14 protein-coding genes and 1 pseudogene are annotated in these 17,395 nt (G+C 72.2%); 7 read left to right on the top strand and 8 right to left on the bottom strand.

The window, feature by feature from the left end; all coding sequences use genetic code 11:
- The 5 genes and pseudogenes from ABZ924_RS30905 to ABZ924_RS30925 form a co-directional block, all read right to left on the bottom strand.
- Positions 1–240, bottom strand: a pseudogene (locus ABZ924_RS30905) (hypothetical protein); the annotation flags it as partial.
- A gap of 154 nt (positions 241–394) precedes the next feature.
- Entirely contained in the window at positions 395–1,522 is a 1,128-nt protein-coding gene (locus ABZ924_RS30910) for a hypothetical protein (protein WP_361917013.1), read from the bottom strand.
- A gap of 106 nt (positions 1,523–1,628) precedes the next feature.
- Positions 1,629–2,000: a hypothetical protein gene (locus tag ABZ924_RS30915; RefSeq protein ID WP_361917016.1), complete on the bottom strand. Its 372-nt coding sequence runs from the start codon at positions 1,998–2,000 to the stop codon at positions 1,629–1,631.
- 245 nt (positions 2,001–2,245) lie between these two features.
- Positions 2,246–5,218 (bottom strand): trypsin-like peptidase domain-containing protein, encoded by a 2,973-nt coding sequence (locus tag ABZ924_RS30920; RefSeq protein WP_361917019.1) that lies wholly within the window; start codon positions 5,216–5,218, stop codon positions 2,246–2,248.
- Entirely contained in the window at positions 5,208–5,519 is a 312-nt protein-coding gene (locus ABZ924_RS30925; RefSeq protein ID WP_361917022.1) for a trypco2 family protein, read from the bottom strand. The genes ABZ924_RS30920 and ABZ924_RS30925 overlap by 11 nt, the downstream gene beginning before the upstream one ends.
- Before the next feature lie 221 nt (positions 5,520–5,740).
- Here ABZ924_RS30925 and ABZ924_RS30930 point away from each other — a divergent pair, with 221 nt between their 5' ends.
- The 6 genes from ABZ924_RS30930 to ABZ924_RS30955 all read left to right on the top strand — a co-directional run bounded on the left by ABZ924_RS30930 (position 5,741) and on the right by ABZ924_RS30955 (position 12,770).
- Positions 5,741–6,286, top strand: coding sequence for a hypothetical protein (locus ABZ924_RS30930; protein ID WP_361917024.1), 546 nt, complete (start codon positions 5,741–5,743; stop codon positions 6,284–6,286).
- 251 nt (positions 6,287–6,537) lie between these two features.
- The gene (locus ABZ924_RS30935; RefSeq protein WP_361917086.1) at positions 6,538–7,461 is read left to right on the top strand and encodes a cyclase family protein; all 924 of its coding nucleotides are present in this window, start codon (positions 6,538–6,540) and stop codon (positions 7,459–7,461) included.
- A 158-nt stretch (positions 7,462–7,619) separates the two neighbouring features.
- Positions 7,620–9,200, top strand: a complete 1,581-nt coding sequence (locus ABZ924_RS30940) for a GMC family oxidoreductase (RefSeq protein WP_361917027.1) — start codon at positions 7,620–7,622, stop codon at positions 9,198–9,200.
- A gap of 166 nt (positions 9,201–9,366) precedes the next feature.
- The gene (locus ABZ924_RS30945; protein ID WP_361917030.1) at positions 9,367–10,206 is read left to right on the top strand and encodes an SDR family oxidoreductase; all 840 of its coding nucleotides are present in this window, start codon (positions 9,367–9,369) and stop codon (positions 10,204–10,206) included.
- Positions 10,207–10,239: 33 nt separating this feature from the next.
- On the top strand, positions 10,240–11,730 hold the full coding sequence (locus tag ABZ924_RS30950) for a cytochrome ubiquinol oxidase subunit I (RefSeq protein ID WP_361917033.1): 1,491 nt from the start codon (positions 10,240–10,242) through the stop codon (positions 11,728–11,730).
- On the top strand, positions 11,727–12,770 hold the full coding sequence (locus ABZ924_RS30955) for a cytochrome d ubiquinol oxidase subunit II (RefSeq protein ID WP_361917036.1): 1,044 nt from the start codon (positions 11,727–11,729) through the stop codon (positions 12,768–12,770). The genes ABZ924_RS30950 and ABZ924_RS30955 overlap by 4 nt, the downstream gene beginning before the upstream one ends.
- 27 nt (positions 12,771–12,797) lie before the next feature.
- Here ABZ924_RS30955 and ABZ924_RS30960 read toward each other — a convergent pair whose 3' ends face one another.
- Together ABZ924_RS30960 and ABZ924_RS30965 are read right to left on the bottom strand one after the other, a co-directional pair.
- Positions 12,798–14,642 (bottom strand): glycoside hydrolase family 15 protein, encoded by a 1,845-nt coding sequence (locus tag ABZ924_RS30960; RefSeq protein WP_361917039.1) that lies wholly within the window; start codon positions 14,640–14,642, stop codon positions 12,798–12,800.
- Between the two features lie 159 nt (positions 14,643–14,801).
- Positions 14,802–15,818, bottom strand: a complete 1,017-nt coding sequence (locus tag ABZ924_RS30965) for an AraC family transcriptional regulator (RefSeq protein WP_361917042.1) — start codon at positions 15,816–15,818, stop codon at positions 14,802–14,804.
- A 96-nt stretch (positions 15,819–15,914) separates the two neighbouring features.
- On the opposite strand from ABZ924_RS30965, the gene ABZ924_RS30970 reads away from it, so the two are divergent.
- Entirely contained in the window at positions 15,915–16,685 is a 771-nt protein-coding gene (locus ABZ924_RS30970) for an SDR family oxidoreductase (protein WP_361917045.1), read from the top strand.
- 61 nt (positions 16,686–16,746) lie between these two features.
- On the opposite strand, the gene ABZ924_RS30975 is transcribed toward ABZ924_RS30970, so the two are convergent.
- Positions 16,747–17,100, bottom strand: a complete 354-nt coding sequence (locus tag ABZ924_RS30975) for a hypothetical protein (protein ID WP_361917048.1) — start codon at positions 17,098–17,100, stop codon at positions 16,747–16,749.
- Between the last annotated feature and the right edge of the window lie 295 nt (positions 17,101–17,395).

Raw genomic sequence — 17,395 nt, forward strand, 5'->3', positions numbered from 1 at the left:
CGGATCTGCCATGTCGTGGTGGTCGCGCGGGTACAGCATCAGCACCAGTGGCACGCCGACGCCCGGTATCCGGGCCAGTCGCCAGCGGTCGTCGAGCCAGATGCCTTCGTTGCGCGAGCGGCACTCGTCGCAGTCCGCCGGGTCTTCGCCGTGCCGTCGCGCCTCGGGCAGAACCGGCGGGCGGAGTGCGCAGACGCGTAGTCCGTCCGCCTCGAAGGGGCTGACGTCCCATCCGGTCATCCTTGCCAACGGAAGCCGGAGCTCGTCATCCGCAGCCGCACGTGCGTGGTCGTAGAACTCATCGGGTCGCAAGGCCATGATCGTAAGACCAGCCGTGCCCTGCCGTCCGCTGGCGGCGCTCGCCCGCACGTACGGCGCCCCCGGGGCATTCCCGTCAGGGGAGCGCCCGTGGCATGGAGTGCAGCATCTCCAGCCGGCGCTGCACGGCTTCCGTGGCTCCCGGTCGCTGTCCGGGGACACTGCGTCGGAGCGAGACCAGGCGGGGGCCGAGATCTCGAGCGCGCTGCGGGTCCCGGAGTTGCTGCCACTGGTGGTGCGCACGGTCCACTGCGGCCTGGACTGCAGGGGCATCCGGGGCCTGGTGGCGAGCGAGGCGGGCGCCGGCTGCCGCCATCCACAGCTCGCAGCTTGATCCCGGATCGTCGGCGAGGTGGGCGAGATCGGCCCGCACCTCCAGCCAGTGGATGGCCTGCGCGGATCCCGGACCATGCGTCTGCAGCGCCCAGGCCTCCCATCGCGCGGCGAGCGAGGCGGCTTCACCGTGCCGCCCCGCGTGCGCGGCGGCGAGGATCGCGGGCAGCGGGTCCTCAGCGGCACCGTCGAGGGGCGCCGCCGTGGTACCTGCCGGAACCGGAGCCGGCATGCTGTCGACGGCGAGGAAGAGCGCCCCGTCATGGCAGGCTTCGGCGGCGGCCTTCGCGTGGAGCTCAGGCAGCGGCGGGGTCAGACCGCTGCGCCACGTGCCGGCCACAGCCTTCAAATAGGCCGGCCGGGCGAGCCGGCGACGGGACAGCGCCGGCGCCACGCGGCCGTAGAGGGACACCCCGGGGCCGAGGGTGAGGCCGTGCGCGCGGATCTGCCGCCACGCATCGGGGTCGGCGATCAGGTCGACGATCGCTCTGGTGCAGTTCGGGCGGCGTGGCTTGAGCTCGTTGACCAGCCACTCCCACGGCAGCGCGGTGTACCGCAGGGTCGCCGGTGTGGTCCGGGCCAGGGCAAGGTGGATTCGGCCCTGCTTGCCGTCGATGTGCAGCTGCCCGGCGAGGAGGAGGCTCAGCGGTCCGGGGGCGGCGGCAGCCGCCCGTACGCGGGTGAGAACGGTCTGCTGGTCCGCCGGGTCGGCAAGTTCGACGATCGTGCCCGCCGCAGTCCGGGTCAAGGTACTGGGCGGGACAGCCGCGAGGGTGGGCAGAGCATCGGTGGCGTCAATGAGCCGGCCCTTGCCTGTCGGTGCAGCCGCGAGCAGCAACGCGGTCCCCGTCGTCTTCTCCCCTGTGATCACATCAGCACCGTACGCCCTCACCCCCTCGACCGGCCCGGCCGGCGTCCGGCAGGCAGGTCGTGAAACAGCTCATTCCCATCGGGCGGGAGGTGCCGGGACCGAAAGGTCAGGGCATCAGAGGGGCGAAGAGGCCCTCTTCCGCGTCGTCGAGAACGAAGCCGTTGTCCAGACGGACGCGCACGGTCACCCGGCTGCGACGCTGTTCGTACGCGCGCCACTCCGGCTCCAAGGCCCCTACTTGCTCCTCGAGCTGCTTCTTGCTGGCGGGCGGCATCTGGGGGCCGTAGGCGTCGAGGAGAGACACGAGCCGGAGGTATTCGCGCGCCTCGGGCGTCTCCTCGCGGGGGTGCTCGGTGACGCGCTCGACGGTGCCCTCGTTGCCTGCTGCAAGGAGAAGGGAAGGGCCGTCGAGGCCACCGGCCAGCGGCAGCTGCAACTCACTCGCCAGCCGCACGCGCCGGCCCTCGTCCAGTGTCATGCGCCCATTAGGCCACATCAGGTGAGCTCGTAGACCCAGGGGCAACGCGTACGCCCGGCGGAAGCGGCGACGCTGTTCTGGGGTGGGGCCCGAAACGGCGGTGAAGCGGGGTGTGGTCTCGTACGCCGGCACGGTGAACTGCTTCAGGAAGCACCGAGCCCCCGGCCGTCCGGCCGGGGGCGGTGGTGGCGGGCCGGGCCCGCCTTCCCGGAGGGCCCGCCGCCAGGGGAGTGCGGCGGGCGCCCTCAGGCGTCCTCGCGCAGGTGCTGCGCCTGCGCGGTGAGCCAGGCCGGACGGACCATCTCCGCATTGCGTCCGGCGCCCTGCGCGGCCCGGTCCAGGGCGTCGGCGGCATCACGCGGGGCCGGCACCGCCCTGGCCCGGGCCGCTTCGGCGAGCGCCTGCGCCGCCGCGGCCTCGGCGGCCCCGGCGCGGTCCAGGGAGGCGGCCGCGCGCTCGGCCGTCTCGGCAGCCTGCCCGTACCGGCCCAGGGTCCAGTGCGCCCAGGCGGTGTTGTAGAGGCAGACGCCCTCGGTCCGCGGATTCTCCATGGCCGAGGCCGCGGTCAGCGCCTCCGCGAGGACGGCCAGGGCCTCCTCGGGCCGGCCCAGGGCGAGCAGGGCCACGCCCTGGGCGTTCAGCGCGTAGTCCGTAGCCTCCGGGACGCCCGCGGCCGCATAGGCGCGTACGGCCTCGCCGCCCGCCGCGATGGTCTCCTCCCAGCGGCCCAGCGTCAGCAGGGCCGTGAACCGGGCGTTCCAGGAGCGGGCCTCGGTGAGCCGGTCCCCGGAAGCCGCGGCGAGCTCGCCCAGCCGGTCGGCGCCCGCCAGGGCGGCTTCGCCGTCGCCGAGGGTGCTGTGGGCGAGGCTGAGGCTGAGGACGGCGTGGGCCTCGGCTCCGGTGTCGCCGTTCTGCCGGGCCAGCTCGGCGGCTCGGGCCAGCGGGCCGGTGGCGTCCCCCAGGCGCCCCAGCTGTCGGTGCGCGTCCCCGAGGCCGAACATGGCTTCCTGGAGCACCCGGCGGTCTTCGAGGCGCTCGGCCACCTCGGCGGCCTCCGTGAAGAGTTCGAGGGCGTGCGGCAGCGGGCCGCCGGTCAACCGGGCGTGCCCGAAGCCGATGAGATGGGCGAGACGTGCCCGGTCGTCGGTCACTTGTTCCTCCAGTGTCAGGTGCATCGAGATCGCCGCGAGCACGGAGCCGTGCCAGACCATCCATTCCCCGATGGCGCCGAGGACCAGCGCGGCACCGTCCATGTCCCCGGCCCGCACCCGGTGGTCGAACGCCCGCCGGTACGCCTGTACGTCGTCCAGCGTGCGCCAGTCCGGGCGCGGCGGGGCGGTCCGCGCGTACCACTCGGCCGCCCGCAGCTCCAACGCCTTCCGCCCCAGCGGCCCTTCGTCGGGAAGGGCGCCGTACGCCAGGTCGGCGTCCATCGGGTGCAGCGCATACGTACGGGTGCCCCGGTCCACGGACACCATGCGCATCCTCAGCAGGCGGGACAGGGCGCCGGCCGCGTCGAGGGCGGGCGCGGGGCCGCCGGTGATCCACTCGACGGCCTCCCGCGGGGCGGGGGTGCGCAGCACTGCGAGGACGTTCAGCACGCTGCGGCTGTCGGCGCCGAGGCGCCGGTAGCGGTCCTCGGCGAGGCCGGCGACCACGTCACCGCGCAGGGTGAAGTCCTCCAGCACGTCCTCCAGGGTCGGCAGCATCAGCGTGTCGTCGGCCATCGCGCCCACCAGCAGCTCCAGTGCCCGCGGCACCCCGTGGACGCGGACCGCCGCCCGGAGCAGCTGCTCGTCCGACAGCTGCGCCACTCCGAGGCTGCCGTCCTGGTCGAGTTCGCGCAGCAGCGCGACGGACTCGGCGGGCGGCAGCCCGTCGGACAGTTCGACCTCGGCGGCGAACCGGCGCAGCTCGGGCGGCAGCCGCAGCGGCAGCTGTGAGGTGATCAGCAGCCGAGGCGTGGCCCGCGCCCTGAAGAGGCAGTCGAAGAAGGCGTCGAGCTCCTCGTCGTCGAGCCGGCCGTCGTCCAGGAGCCGGTCCTCCAGGTTGTCGACCAGGATGACGAAGAGCCGGTCACCCATCGCGGCGAACAGTTCGCCGATCTTGTCCGGGACGGGCCGGTCGGTGGCCCAGACTTCCAGGAGGCGTGCTTCGTCTGCGGGGCCGAGGGCGCGGGCGCAGTCGAAGTAGAGGCGTTCGAGGGAGACCCCGGAGGTGCGGGTGCTCAGGTTGACGAGGCCCGCCGGCAGCGGCGCCTGCGCGTGGCCCGGCCACTCGCCGCGTTCCAGCATCTCCATGACCTTCGCGGCGACCGCGCTCTTGCCGATGCCGCGGCGTCCGGTGACGGTCACCATGCGGATGGCGGGGTCGGCGAGGTGGCGGCCGATCAGGTCCCGTGCCTCGGTCCGGTCCTTGAACAGCTCCAGTCCGTGTGCGACCGGCAGCCCGATGACCTTCGAGGTGGCCGGAGGGAACGGCTCGTCCGGGCCGGGCGGCTCGGCGCCCACGTCCGGCAGCGCCGCCGGATCGGGGATCGCCAAGAGCGCGGCCAGCTCCGCCCGGCGGGCCTCGGAGACTCCGTGCAGCGTGTGGTCGATGCGGACCGCGGTCAGCCGGCCCAGCCCTTCTCCGCGGTGGTGTTCGGCGACCACCCCGACGAGGTACGGCCCGGCCCATACGGCGGCCCCGGACATGCCGGACCACGGTGACACGGCGGGGTCGGGGTCCGCGGCCGCCACCGGCACCGTGATCTCGAGGGTGCCGGTACGCAGGTTGGACAGGGCGGCCACGGTCCCGTCGGCCTGGTGCAGTTCCCGGAACTGCCGGCCGTCGGCGCCCCGCCGGCGTTTCCACAGGGGGAAGCCCGCTGCGTGGACGTCGATGACGGCGTGGCGGTCGTCGCCGATGCGGCCGAACCGCGCGGGCGACACGGGCGCGGCGCCCGCCGGGGGCGTGAAGGCCAGCACCGCCACGTCGGTGGCCGGATCCGACCAGGCGAGCTCCGCCTCGGCGGCCCACTGGCCCGGCCGGTCGGCGTCGAAACGCACCCGCACCGCCGCGGCCCCCGCCACCACGTGGAAAGCGGTCAGCACCGCCGCCCCACCGACCCGGTACCCCGAGCCGCGCCGCCCGCCTCCGGCCGAGGTGGTGACGATGACCTCGGCGATGCGGTGCGGGTCCAGACCGCCGTGCCCGGCGGCCGCGTCAGTCCTCACCGAGCAGCTCGTCCCCGGAGATCAGGGCCACCTGCTCCGGCGCGTCCGCCCGCACGGGCTGGAGCGTCAGCGAGAGCTTCTGGGTGACCGTGGCCGAGCGCTTCGCCGAGGCGCCGGCGTCGAACACCCAGAACCTCACCTTCACGCCCGGTTCGCTGGTCCGCTCCACTCCCACGGTCAGTTCCAGTTCCACGCGTTCCGCCTTGAACTTCAGGTCGGAGTCCTCCCCGTCGGACATCGCCCGGCTCAGCTCCCGGCGCAACTGCGTGATCATGTCCGCCAGCTCGACCGCATCGTTCACAGGCAAGGCCCCCCAAACCGGTTCCGCACATCAACTACCGACGATAGTAGGGAACATCATCGCGCATCACCCCGCAGGGCAGACCGTTCCGCCGTCGCCGGCCGGCCGGGCGTACCCTTCGGCATCTCGCCGAGTGGCGGTGTTCCATGGCGAAGGCGGGTAGGGCTGCCCGGTCGTGCAGCGATGAGCGTGCGGATCAGGGAACCGATGGGGGAGGAACTGTGGCGTTCTTGGATCAGCTGTCCGCTCTGGTGGGCGTCGTGGTCGGTTCGATCGGCTCGTACGCCGTGCAGAGCCTGACCGAGCGTCGGCGGTGGAAGCGGCAGCGGGAGGCGCGGTGGGACGAGAAGCGCTTCGAGACGTACGGCCGTTACGCCGGCGCCCTCAAGGCGCAACTTCGCGTCGCTCAACGCATAGGCGCTGCCTTGGGGTTCGCCGACGTGGCCGATCCGTTGCAGCCGGCCGACGGTCTGCCCCTGCTCGCCGATGCGGAGTCCCGCCGCGCGACCGAGTGGGAATCCGTCCTGCTCGTCGGGGACGCGGCGGCGATCGCGGCGGCGCGGCGCTGGCACGAGACGATCTGGACCATAGAGGTGCTCGTACGGGAGGGGCCGGTCGACGCCGAGATGTGGGCCAAGGCGCACCGGCTGGCGAGCTCGGCGCGTGATGCCTTCTACGAGAGCGCACGGCGTGACCTCGGCATCGAGGGAGATCCTCCGCCGTCCGGCGAGTGGCCGCGGCAGTGGCGGGCCGAACTCTCCGGATAGCGCCGGGCCGGCGCTCGGTCCAACCGCTGGTCGGGCCGCGGCGGTCGATCCTCGGGCCGAAGAGTCAGCCGTTCTCGCCGCCGTGCGTTGCCCGCCTCGTCCCACCGCTCGGGATGCGCGGGCCGCAGGGGCGGCGGAGAGTAGGAGAGGGAGCTCTCGGGCGCGGAGCCTTCAGGGGCGGATCCTTCGGCAGACCGGGAGGACCCGAGGTGACCGACGTCCCGACGCCCGACCGGACGGCTGAGCCTCCCATGGCGGAGGCGGCCTTCCGCTCTCTCCACGCCGAGCTGCTCCGGCGGGCGTATACCGGCGACGAGCGCCGACGCGGAGCGCTGGCCCATCTGACCCCCGAGCGTGTGGCCGCGGCCGCGGCCGGCGTGCGCCAGGGGCGCACGGTGTCGCTGGCCGCCCCCATCGAGACGTGGGCGGGGCCGGACGATCCGCAGCCCGCCGTGCACCGCCTGATCGCGCCGATCGCGCCGATCGCGCCGGAGACCGGAGCCCCGGGGGTGCACTTCGCCCTGGACCGGTTCGCCATGAACGTGCACGGGGACGCGCACACCCATCTCGACGCGCTGTGCCACGTCGTGTTCGACGGCGAACTCCACGGCGGCCTCCCGGAGGGCCGCCTGACGGCCGGCGGCGCCCGCGGGATCACCCTGGACCTGGTGCGCGACGGGATCGTCGGCCCCGGGGTCCTGCTGGACGTCCCGCGGCTGCGCGGCGTCCCGTGGCTGGAGCCCGGCGACAGCGTGACCGCCGACGACCTCACGGCGGCCGAGGAGGAGCAGGGCGTCCGGGTCGAACCCGGCGATCTGCTGCTCGTACGCGTCGGGCACCGCCGCCGACGGGGGGAGAGGGGCGCGTGGGACGCCGCGCACGCCCGGGCGGGCCTGCATCCGGCGGGCATGCGGCTGCTGGCCGAACGACGCGTCGCCGTCCTCGGCTCGGACGGCAACAACGACACGGCCCCGAGCCCGGTGACCGGCGTCCCCTTCCCGGTGCACGTCCTGGCGCTGCACGCCCTGGGCATGCACCTGATGGACTACCTGGACCTGGAGGGGCTGGCCCGCGCCTGCGCGGAGCTCGGCCGCTGGCGGTTCCTCTGCGCAGTGGCGCCGCTGCGGCTGCCGGGTGCCACCGGCTCCCCGGTGAACCCCATCGCCGTCCTGTGACGGGGCCGTGCGGCGGCGAGGGGCCGCCCCGCCCCTCCGGGGTGCCCCACCGGCGCGGGGCGTATACGTTCGAAGGGGGATAAGGGGGACCCTGCCGCGACAGGCCCGCCGGGCGGCGGCACGCACGCACCGCAACCCGAGGACGGACGGTGGTCGCCGTGAACGACGCTCCGCACTACGACGTCATCGTCATCGGAACGGGGGCGGGCGGCGGAACGCTCGCCCACAGGCTGGCTCCGTCAGGGAAGCGGGTGCTGATCCTCGAACGCGGCGGCTTCCTCCCCCGCGAACGTGACAACTGGGATTCCACGGCCGTGTTCGTCAAGGGGAAGTACCGCGCGCCCGAGTTCTGGTTCGACCAGCACGGCCGTGCCTTCCCGCCCGAGGTCAACTACTACGTGGGCGGCAACACCAAGTTCTACGGCGCGGCGCTGTTCCGGCTGCGCCCGCAGGACTTCGGGGAGCTGCGCCACCACGACGGGATTTCCCCGGCCTGGCCGATCCGCTACGAGGACCTGGAGCCGTACTACACCCAGGCGGAGCACCTCTACCGGGTGCACGGCCGGCACGGCGAGGACCCCTCGGAGGGTCCGGCGAGCGCCCAGTACGCGTACCCGCCGGTGGAACACGAGCCGCGGATCCAGCAGTTGAGCGACGACCTGGAGAAACAGGGCCTGCGCCCCTTCCACCTGCCCATCGGTGTCGACCTGGATCAGGACGCGGCCGGCCGGGCGACCCCGTCCAGCGCATGCATCCGCTGCAACCGGGTCGACGGCTTCCCGTGCCTGGTGCGCGGCAAGTCGGACGCGCAGGTGGTCTGCGTGGAACCGGCGTTGAGCCACCCCAACGTGGAGCTCGTCACGAACGCCCATGTGCTGCGGCTCGACACCGACCCGGCCGGGCGCACGGTCACCACGGTCGTCGCCCGGCTGGCCGGCGGCGAGGAGGCGAGGTACTCGGCCGACGTGGTGGTCGTGGCCTGCGGAGCGGTCAACTCGGCGGTCCTGCTGCTGGCTTCGGCGAACGACCGGCACCCGCACGGCCTCGCGAACGGTTCCGACGTGGTCGGGCGGTTCTACATGCGCCACAACAACCTGGCCCTGATGGCCGTGTCCAAGGAACCCAACGACACGCAGTTCCAGAAGACCCTCGCCCTGCACGACTGGTACCTGGGCGCCGACGACTGGGACTACCCCCTCGGCGGCATCCAGATGCTCGGCAAGTCGGACGCCGAGCAGATCCACGGCGAGGCCCCGCGCTGGGCCGGCGCCGCGACCCCCGACATGCCCTTCGAGGTCATGGCCCACCACTCGGTGGACTTCTGGCTGTGCGGGGAGGACCTGCCGCTGCCCGACAACCGCGTCACCCTGGACGGCGACGGCGGCATCCACCTCGCGCTCGACGAGACCCGCAACACGGCCGGACTGAAGCGGCTGCAGCACAAGCTCCAAGGCATGCTGGGCCATCTCGGCATGCACGAACACCACCTGCTGGACCACAGCCTCTACCTGCACAAGGGCATGCCGATCGGGGCCACGGCACACCAGGCGGGAACCGTCCGCTTCGGCACCGACCCGGCCTCCTCGGCCCTGGACCTCAATTGCAAGGCGCACGAACTGGACAACCTCTACGTCGTCGACACGAGCTTCTTCCCGAGCATCGGCGCGGTCAACCCGTCCCTGACCGCCATCGCGAACGCCCTGCGCGTCGGCGACCACCTCCTCGAACGCATGGCCTGACCCACCGCGGGGCACCGCCGACCGGGCGAAGATCCGGCGCCGGGTGGAGCAAAACGCCTCGCGGTGGACCGCCACGCACCGGACGCGGTGGTTGGGTGGCGCCGGACCCGTCCGGGCGCCGTCGCCAGGACGGTGCGGGGTGGCGGTGCGGAGGAGGCAGGCAGTCGTGAGTTCCACCGAGGGCGTACCCCGGGGTGCGATCCCCGCGAACCTGCTCCGGGGCCAGAAGGCACTGGTGACGGGTGCGAACTCCGGGATCGGCAAGGCCACGGCCATCGGCCTGGGCCGGGCCGGGGCAGACGTGGTGGTGAACTACGTGGCCGGACGGGAGGACGCCGAGAAGGTCGTCGAGGAGATCACCTCCTTCGGGGTGCGGGCGGCGGCGTACGAGGCCGACGTGTCCGACGAGGCCCAGGTCGTGGCCATGACGGACCGCATGGTGGACGAGTTCGGAACCATCGACATCCTGGTCGCCAACGCCGGCCTCCAGCGGGACTCCGCCTTCACCGAGATGACCCTCGCCCAGTGGCAGAAGGTCATCGACGTCAACCTGACCGGGCAGTTCCTGTGCGCCCGAGAGGCGACGAAGGAGTTCCTGCGGCGCGGGGTCGTCCCGGAGGTCTCCAGCTCCGCCGGAAAGATCATCTGCATGAGCTCGGTGCACCAGGTCATCCCGTGGGCCGGGCACGTGAACTACGCCTCCTCCAAGGGCGGTGTGCAGATGATGATGGAGACCCTGGCGCAGGAACTCGCCCCGAAGAAGATCCGGGTCAACGCGATCGCCCCCGGCGCGATCCGGACGCCCATCAACCGCAATGCCTGGGACACCGAGCAGGCCGAGCAGGACCTGCTGAAGCTCATCCCGTACGGGCGCGTCGGCGAACCCGAGGACATCGCCCACGCGGCCGTCGGCCTCGCCTCCGACCTGCTGGACTACGTCGTGGGCGCCACGCTGTACGTGGACGGCGGAATGACCCTCTTCCCCGGCTTCGCCACCGGCGGCTGACCCCCCTCCGCGCCGGCCCTCGGGGACACACGCATGCACACCACGCTCCGCCTGCTGGCCGACGCACCGCCGCCGCAGGTGCTGCCGGCCCGATCGCTCATGGCCTTCACCCTGGCCTCGCACATCCTGCTGGTGCCCATGGGGGTGGCGCTGCCGCTGATCACCCTGATCATGCACGGGTACGGGCTGCGGCGCGGCGATGCCACCGCGCTGCTGCTGGCGCGGCGCTGGTCGGCGGTCATGGCGGTGCAGTTCGCGATCGGGGTCGTCACCGGCACCGTGCTGTCCTTTGAGTTCGGCCTGCTGTGGCCGGGTCTGATGGGCAGGTGGGGCGACGTGTTCGGGATCGGCTTCGGGGTCGAGGCCTGGGCGTTCTTCCTCGAGGCCGTGCTCATCGCCGTCTACCTCTACGGCTGGCGCCGGCTGCCGCCCCGCACCCACTTCCTGCTCGGGCTGCCGCTGCCGGTGGCCGCGCTGCTCGGTGCCTTCGGCATCCTGGCGGCGAACTCCTGGATGAACACGCCGCAGGGCTTCACCCTCGATTCCGGGGGCAACCCCGTCGACGTGGACGTGCGCAAGGCCGTTTTCACGCCGATGCTCGGGCCGCAGTACTGGCACTTCGTGGTGGCGATGCTGGTCACCGCGGGCTTCGTGGTGGCCGGTGTCTACGCCGCCGGCTGGCTGCGCGGCCGGCGCGACCGCTACCACCGCCTCGGCTTCACCGTTCCGTTCACCGTCGCGGCCGTCTTCACCCCGGTCCAGTTCGTGCTGGGCGACGCCATCGCCCGCGCCGTGTTCCACAAGCAGCCGGTGAAGTTCGCCGCCATGGAGATCGTCTGGAACACCGACACACACGTCCCCGAGTACCTCTTCGGCCGCATCCACACCGACGGGACCGTCTCCGGCGGCATCAGGATTCCCCAGCTCGACTCCATCCTCGCCGGCTTCAGCCCCGACACCGAGGTGCGCGGACTGTCCTCCGTACCGGCGGCCGACCGGCCGAACGCGGCCCAGGCCACCATCGCCCACTGGACCTTCGACATCATGGTGGGCATCGGCTCGGTGCTCGTGCTGCTCGCCCTCTGGTACGCCGCCGTCTGGTGGAGACGCCGTAGGCCACCCGCCTCGCCCTGGTTCTACCGGAGCGCCGCCTGCGCCGGAGCGGCCAGCCTCATCGCCGTCGAATGCGGCTGGATCACCACCGAGGTGGGCCGGCAGCCCTGGATCGTCTACCAGAACATGCGGGTCGCCGAAGCGGTCACCGCAACCCGCTCCACCGGCCTCTGGAGCATGTTCGGGCTGGTCGTCGTGGTGTACGTCTTCATCTTCGGCTCCTTCCTCGCCGTGCTCCTGAAGATGCGCACCCGATGGCGCCTGGACGGCGAACGCAGCGCGGGGGCAGGCCCGATGGAGACACCGGAGACCGGCGCCCCCTACGGCCCCCGCTCCGCCGTTGCGATCGGCGGCGCCCCTGCTCCGGGGAACGCCGACGGCACGTCACCGGGCGAGGACGGCAGGCCGTGACCGCCGCGGGCCTGGTCGCCTTCGTCCTGCTGCTCGCGGTCGCCGCCTACACCTGCGCCGGCGGCACCGACTACGGGGCGGGCTTCTGGGACCTGACCGCGGGCGGCGCGGAGCGCGGAAGGCGCCCCCGGTGGCTCATCGACCACGCCATGGCCCCCGTCTGGGAGGTCAACAACGTCTGGCTCGTCTTCGTCCTCGTCATCATGTGGACCGGGTTCCCCGTCTTCTTCCAGGCGGTGTTCTCCGCGATGTGGCTGCCGCTGGCCCTCGCCGCCGTCGGCATCGTGCTCCGCGGCGCCGGCTTCGCCCTGCGCAAGCCCTCCCGCAGGATCGCCCGACGCCGAGTCTACGGCGCCGTGTTCGCGATCTCCTCGCTCCTCACCCCCTTCTTCCTCGGCGCCGCCGTGGGCGGGATCGCCTCCGGCCGCGCCGCACCGGGCACCGAGCCGACGGCGCACGCCTGGTCCAACCCCACCTCCGTCGGGTTCGGCCTGCTGGCCGTCGTCGCCACAGCCCTGCTCGGAGCGGTGTTCCTGGCTGCGGACGCCGTCCGCTACGGAGCCCCCGACCTGCACGCCTACTTCCGGCGACGGGCCCTGGCCGCCCTCGCCGCCGTCGCCGTGCTGGGGGCGGTCACCCTCGCCGTCGTCCACGGCGACGCGCCCCACCTGTGGCACGGCCTCACCCACGGTGCCGGCCTGTTCTTCGCCGTCATGTCCGTGCTCTCCCTCGCCGTGACGGCCTGGCTGCTGCTGCGCACCACCGGGGCGTGGTCCCGGGTCTCGGCTGTGGGGATCGTCGCCGGCGCCGTCCTCGCCTGGGGCACGGCGCAGCACCCGTACCTGGTCCCGCGCTCGCTGACGGTGGACGAGGCGGCGGGGGCCCCCTCCACCCTGCACTGGCTGATCATCGTGACCGCCGTGGCCGTCGTCCTGGTCTTCCCCGCCGTCGCCCTGCTCTACCGCCTCGACACCCGCGGCGAGCTGGAGCCCCTGGCCGACGCCGACCTGAGGCGGGAGGGCCCGCAACACGAGGCCTGACGCGCTCCGTACCGGCAGGCCCGCGCGCTAGTGCGGCCGGGCCCGCTCCAGAGCCGCGTTCAGGGTGATCGCCGCGTCGATGAGGGCCAGGTGGGTGAAGGCCTGCGGGAAATTACCCAGTTGGCGGCCGGTCGGGTCGATCTCCTCGGAGTACAGGCCCAGGTGGTTGGCGTAGCCCAGCATCTTCTCCAGGACGAGCCGGGCCTGGTCGATCCGGCCCGCCCGGGCGAGCGCGTCCACGTACATGAAGGTGCACAACGAGAAGGTGCCCTCGGAGCCGCGCAGGCCGTCGGGCGACGCCTCGGGGTTGTACCGGTACACCAGGCTGTCGGTGACCAGTTCCTGCTCCATCGCATCGAGGGTGGAGGCCCACATCGGGTCCTGCGGGGTGAGGAAGCCGACGGTGGGCATGCGCAGCAGCGACGAGTCCAGGACCCTGCTGCCGTAGTGCTGGACGAACGCCCCGCGGTCCTCGTTCCAGCCCTCCACCATGACCTGTTCGAAGATCCGGTCCCGGGTGTCCCTCCAGCGCCCCGCCGGCACGGGGCGGCCACTGGCATCGGCGAGCCGCAGCGCACGGTCGAACGCCACCCAGGACATCACCCGGCCGTAGGTGAAGTCCTGGCGGCCGCCGCGGGTCTCCCACAGGCCCTCGTCGGCCTGGTCCCAGTGGTCGGCCAGCCAGTCCAGGAAGTGGATCATGCCGGTCCATCCGTGGTACCCGAGGTGGAGCCCGTGGCCGTGCGCGAAGGAGATGCTGTCCATCGCCTCCCCGTAGATGTCCATCTGGAGCTGGGTGGCCGCCCCGTTGCCGATCCGTACGGGGGACGAGCGTTCGTAGCCCTCCCAGTGGTCGAGGCTCTCCTCCTTCAGCTGAGAGGAGCCGTCGACCGCGTACATGATGTTCAGCGGCCCCGTTTCCCCCTCGCCGCCCGCCCGTTCCTTGATGCGGTCGTCAAGCCACGCGATGAACGCCTTCGCCTCCTCCGTGAACCCCATGCCGAGCAGGGCGTACACGGAGAAGGAGGCGTCCCGGATCCACGTGTACCGGTAGTCCCAGTTGCGCTCGCCGCCGAGCTGCTCGGGCAGCCCCGTCGTGGGGGCGGCGACCACGGCGCCGGTGGGGGCGTAGGTCATCAGCTTCAGGGTCACGGCGGAGCGCTCCACCGCCTCCCGCCAGCGGCCGGTGTAGCGCGACGCGCTCAGCCAGGACCGCCAGTAGCCGATGGTGCTGTGGAACAGCTCCTCGTACTCGTCGACGCGGATCTGGCGGGGCGGCCCGTCGGCGGCGGACTCCAGGAGCAGCCCGCGCTGCTGCCCCGCCTGCAGGCGGAGGGTGAGGTGCAGGTCCTGGGCGCGGTCCTCGATCAGGCGGCCCAGCTGCTCGTCCTCCGGTTCGCGTATCGCGTGCAAGGTCAGGGTCGTCCCTCCGGTGGAGAACACCGCCCCGCTCTCCGTGAGGTGAAGGTCGTGCGGCGTGCGCCCGTAATCGAACCGGGGTGCGACTTCGACCTCGAAGGTCATGCTGCCGCGCACGCAGCGGACCATGCGCACGAGCCGGTGCCGGTCGGTGGCCTTGGTGCCGGTCAGCGGCATGAAGTCGACGACCTCGCCGGCGCCCGCCTCCGTCATGAACCGGGTCACCAGGACCGCGGTGTCGGGCAGGTACAGCTGCTTGGTCGCGTACGTCGTATGGGCCGGACGGACCGTGCAGTGGCCGCCCTTGCCCTTGTCCAGCAGCGCCCCGAACACACTCGGCGAATCGAAGCGCGGACAGCAGAACCAGTCGACCGTCCCTTCGGAGGTCACCAGCGCCGCGGTCTGCAGGTCACCTATCAGGCCGTGGTTCTCGATCAGCGGGTACTCGTCCATCAGGGCGCCCCTTCCGGCATGCGTCGCCGCCCGGATCTCGGCTCCTCGACCAGCGTATGCCGGACACACGGCACCGTCCCGCCGGGCCGCCCCCACCCTTGTACGCCGTACGGCACCGGGCCCGTGGGAGGACGCCGACGGGCCCGGGGACCCCGTGCCTCATACACCGACCCTGGTCGGATGCGTGCCTGGCCCATGCGCGAGGGAGGCGGAAGCATCCACGGTGTCGGTGGAACGTTCACCTGGTCCGTCGCCCGCCGTCTTGACCTGCTTGCGGTAGGCCCCCGGCGGCGATCCGAAGTGTCGTTTGAAGGCTTTGGCGAAGGCGAACTCCGACGTGTACCCCGTGCGCTGCGCGATCGTGCTCAGCGGGTCCGGCGATCGGTGCAGCAAGCGCGCCGCGGTGGCCATCCGCCAGTTGGTCAGGTAGGTCAACGGCGGCTCGCCGACCACCGAGGCGAAGCGGCGGGCGAACGCCGCGCGGGACAGCCCGGCGCGGGTGCCCAGGGACTCCACGGTCCAGGGATGCCCGGGATCGTCGTGGATCGCCTTCAGGGCCGGGGCGACTGCCGGGTCGGTCAGCGCGGCCGCCCACCCCCGGGTCCGCTCCTTCGGGAGTTCGGCGTACCACGACCGCAGGATGTACAGCAGCAGCAGATCGACGAGCGCCGTGACGACCGCGTCCGAGCCCGGCTGCGGCGCGTGGAACTCCGCACACAGCTGATCGACCGCCGAGCGCAGCACCGGGTGGCGGCCGGGAACCGCGGGAAGGTGGATGACCTCCGGCAGATCGCTGAACAGCGGATGCGGACGATCGACGTCGATCGCGTACGCGCCGCACACCAGCACCGTGCGCGGCCCCGGTCCCTCCACGGTGACCTGGCCGATCGGCGAGGAACGGTCCACCCGCTCCGGTACGAAGTCCACCGGATCGCGGTCCGGCACGTCGCACAGGGTGTGTCCGCTGCCCCGCTGCAGGAACACGATGTCGCCGGGGCCGAGCGCGAGCGGTTGGCCGTGCGGTGGCAGCAGGTGGCAGTGCCCTTCCACGACCACGTGGAATCCGGCTCCTGAGATGGGTTGGAACCTCAGGGCCCACGGGGCGTGCGCGTCGGTGCGAGTCACCATCGGGCGTCCCGTGCGCAGGACTTCGAGGGTGTCGCTCAAGATGTCCATAGCGCCACTCTAGTGCCAGTGGGGCGAGACGATATGACAGTCAATCGAGATCTTTGGTCATTCACCGTCTCGATGCGCAGGCGTACGTTTCTTGCCATGGCGGTTGTCGAACCCCGGCACCGCATCGAGATCGACGAAGGAATGGATTCCATGTCTCTGGCCGGCAAGAAGATCGTGATCATCGGTGGAACCTCCGGCATCGGCTTCGCGGTAGCCCAACAGGCCGCGGCAGCCGGCGCGGACGTCGTGGTCGCCTCCAGCAATCAGGACCGCGTGGACGCCGCGGCGAAGCGGTTGGGCGAGCCGGCCGAGGGCCGCCGCCTCGACGTCGCCGACGGCAACGCCATCGCCGCGTTCTTCGAGCAGGTCGGGGAGTTCGACCACCTCGTCTACACCGCGGGCGAACCTCTGCTGATCAAGCCGTTGGTCGACACCACCCCGCAGGAGGCCCGAGCCGTTTTCGAGCGCCGGTTCTGGGGCGCGTTCCTCTCCGCCAAGTACGCCGCACCGCGACTGCGCGACGGCGGCTCGATCACTTTCAGCTCCGGTGTCCTCGCGATCCGCCCGCTGTCCGGAACCGCGCTCACGGCAGGTATCACGGGCGGCATCGAGGCCCTGTCCCGGGCCCTCGCCGTCGAACTCGCCCCTCTGCGCGTCAACGTGATCCAGCCCGGTGTGATCCGTACCGAGCTGTGGGACGGCAGCGTCCCGGACCCGGAGGCTTTCCTCCAGGGCGCCGGGTCCGAGCTGCTCACGCGCCGTGTCGGCACTGCCGAGGAAGCCGCGGCGGCCTATCTCTTCGTCTTGGCCAACGACTACGTCACCGGCACCACGCTCGCGATAGACGGCGGCGCGGCACTGGTGTGACAGAGGCGCCGCAGCGCGGCGATCTGGTTCTCGGTCAGGGCCTCGGTGCCGTCCGGCGGGGCTATCCGTCGAGGTACCGGTGTCTGGTGTCGGCGGACGAGATGACGAGCCGGCCGTCACGGACCTGCCACTCCGTCGTCCCCTCGACTTCGTGGCCGGCGAGGAACAGCCCCCGAATGCGGTCCCCGTCGTCGTCTGACGCCGGGATCCGGGCGATCTCTCTCACCTGGTCCGTGAACCAGTCCAGGGCCGACTCGCGGATGTCGGCACCGTAGAAGACGTAATGGGTCCAGTTGACCTGCTGCCGAGGTGTGCTCCAGCCGCCGGAGTAGTAGTCGTCTGCATGCGACGAGATGATCTCTTGGACGGTGGCGAGTTGCGCCGCGTCGCACTCCAGCCATCCTCTGACCGACACGTAAACGCCCATGCGCATGTCCTCTCTGCCACTGTCAGTCCTGCTTCGAGAGCCGTCGGCTGCCAAGGCGCCCCCGGTCACCGGCTGCGGCTCGACCCGCTTCCATTGTGACGGCGGCGGTGACGGCGGTGGCGATGCCGGGAGTTGGACGGCGACCGGCGCGACAGCTCGGTGGCGGGAAGCCGTTCGACGTCGCCGGTGCGCCGGGCGCTGTCCTCCTCCAGGCCGTGGCAGACGGCGGGGGTCGCGCGGGTTGGGGCTGTCCGCGCACCACACGGCCGCCGCCTGCTCGTCG

Origin of the sequence: Streptomyces sp. NPDC046876 (assembly GCF_040645035.1) — a bacterium.
Lineage (GTDB): Bacteria > Actinomycetota > Actinomycetes > Streptomycetales > Streptomycetaceae > Streptomyces.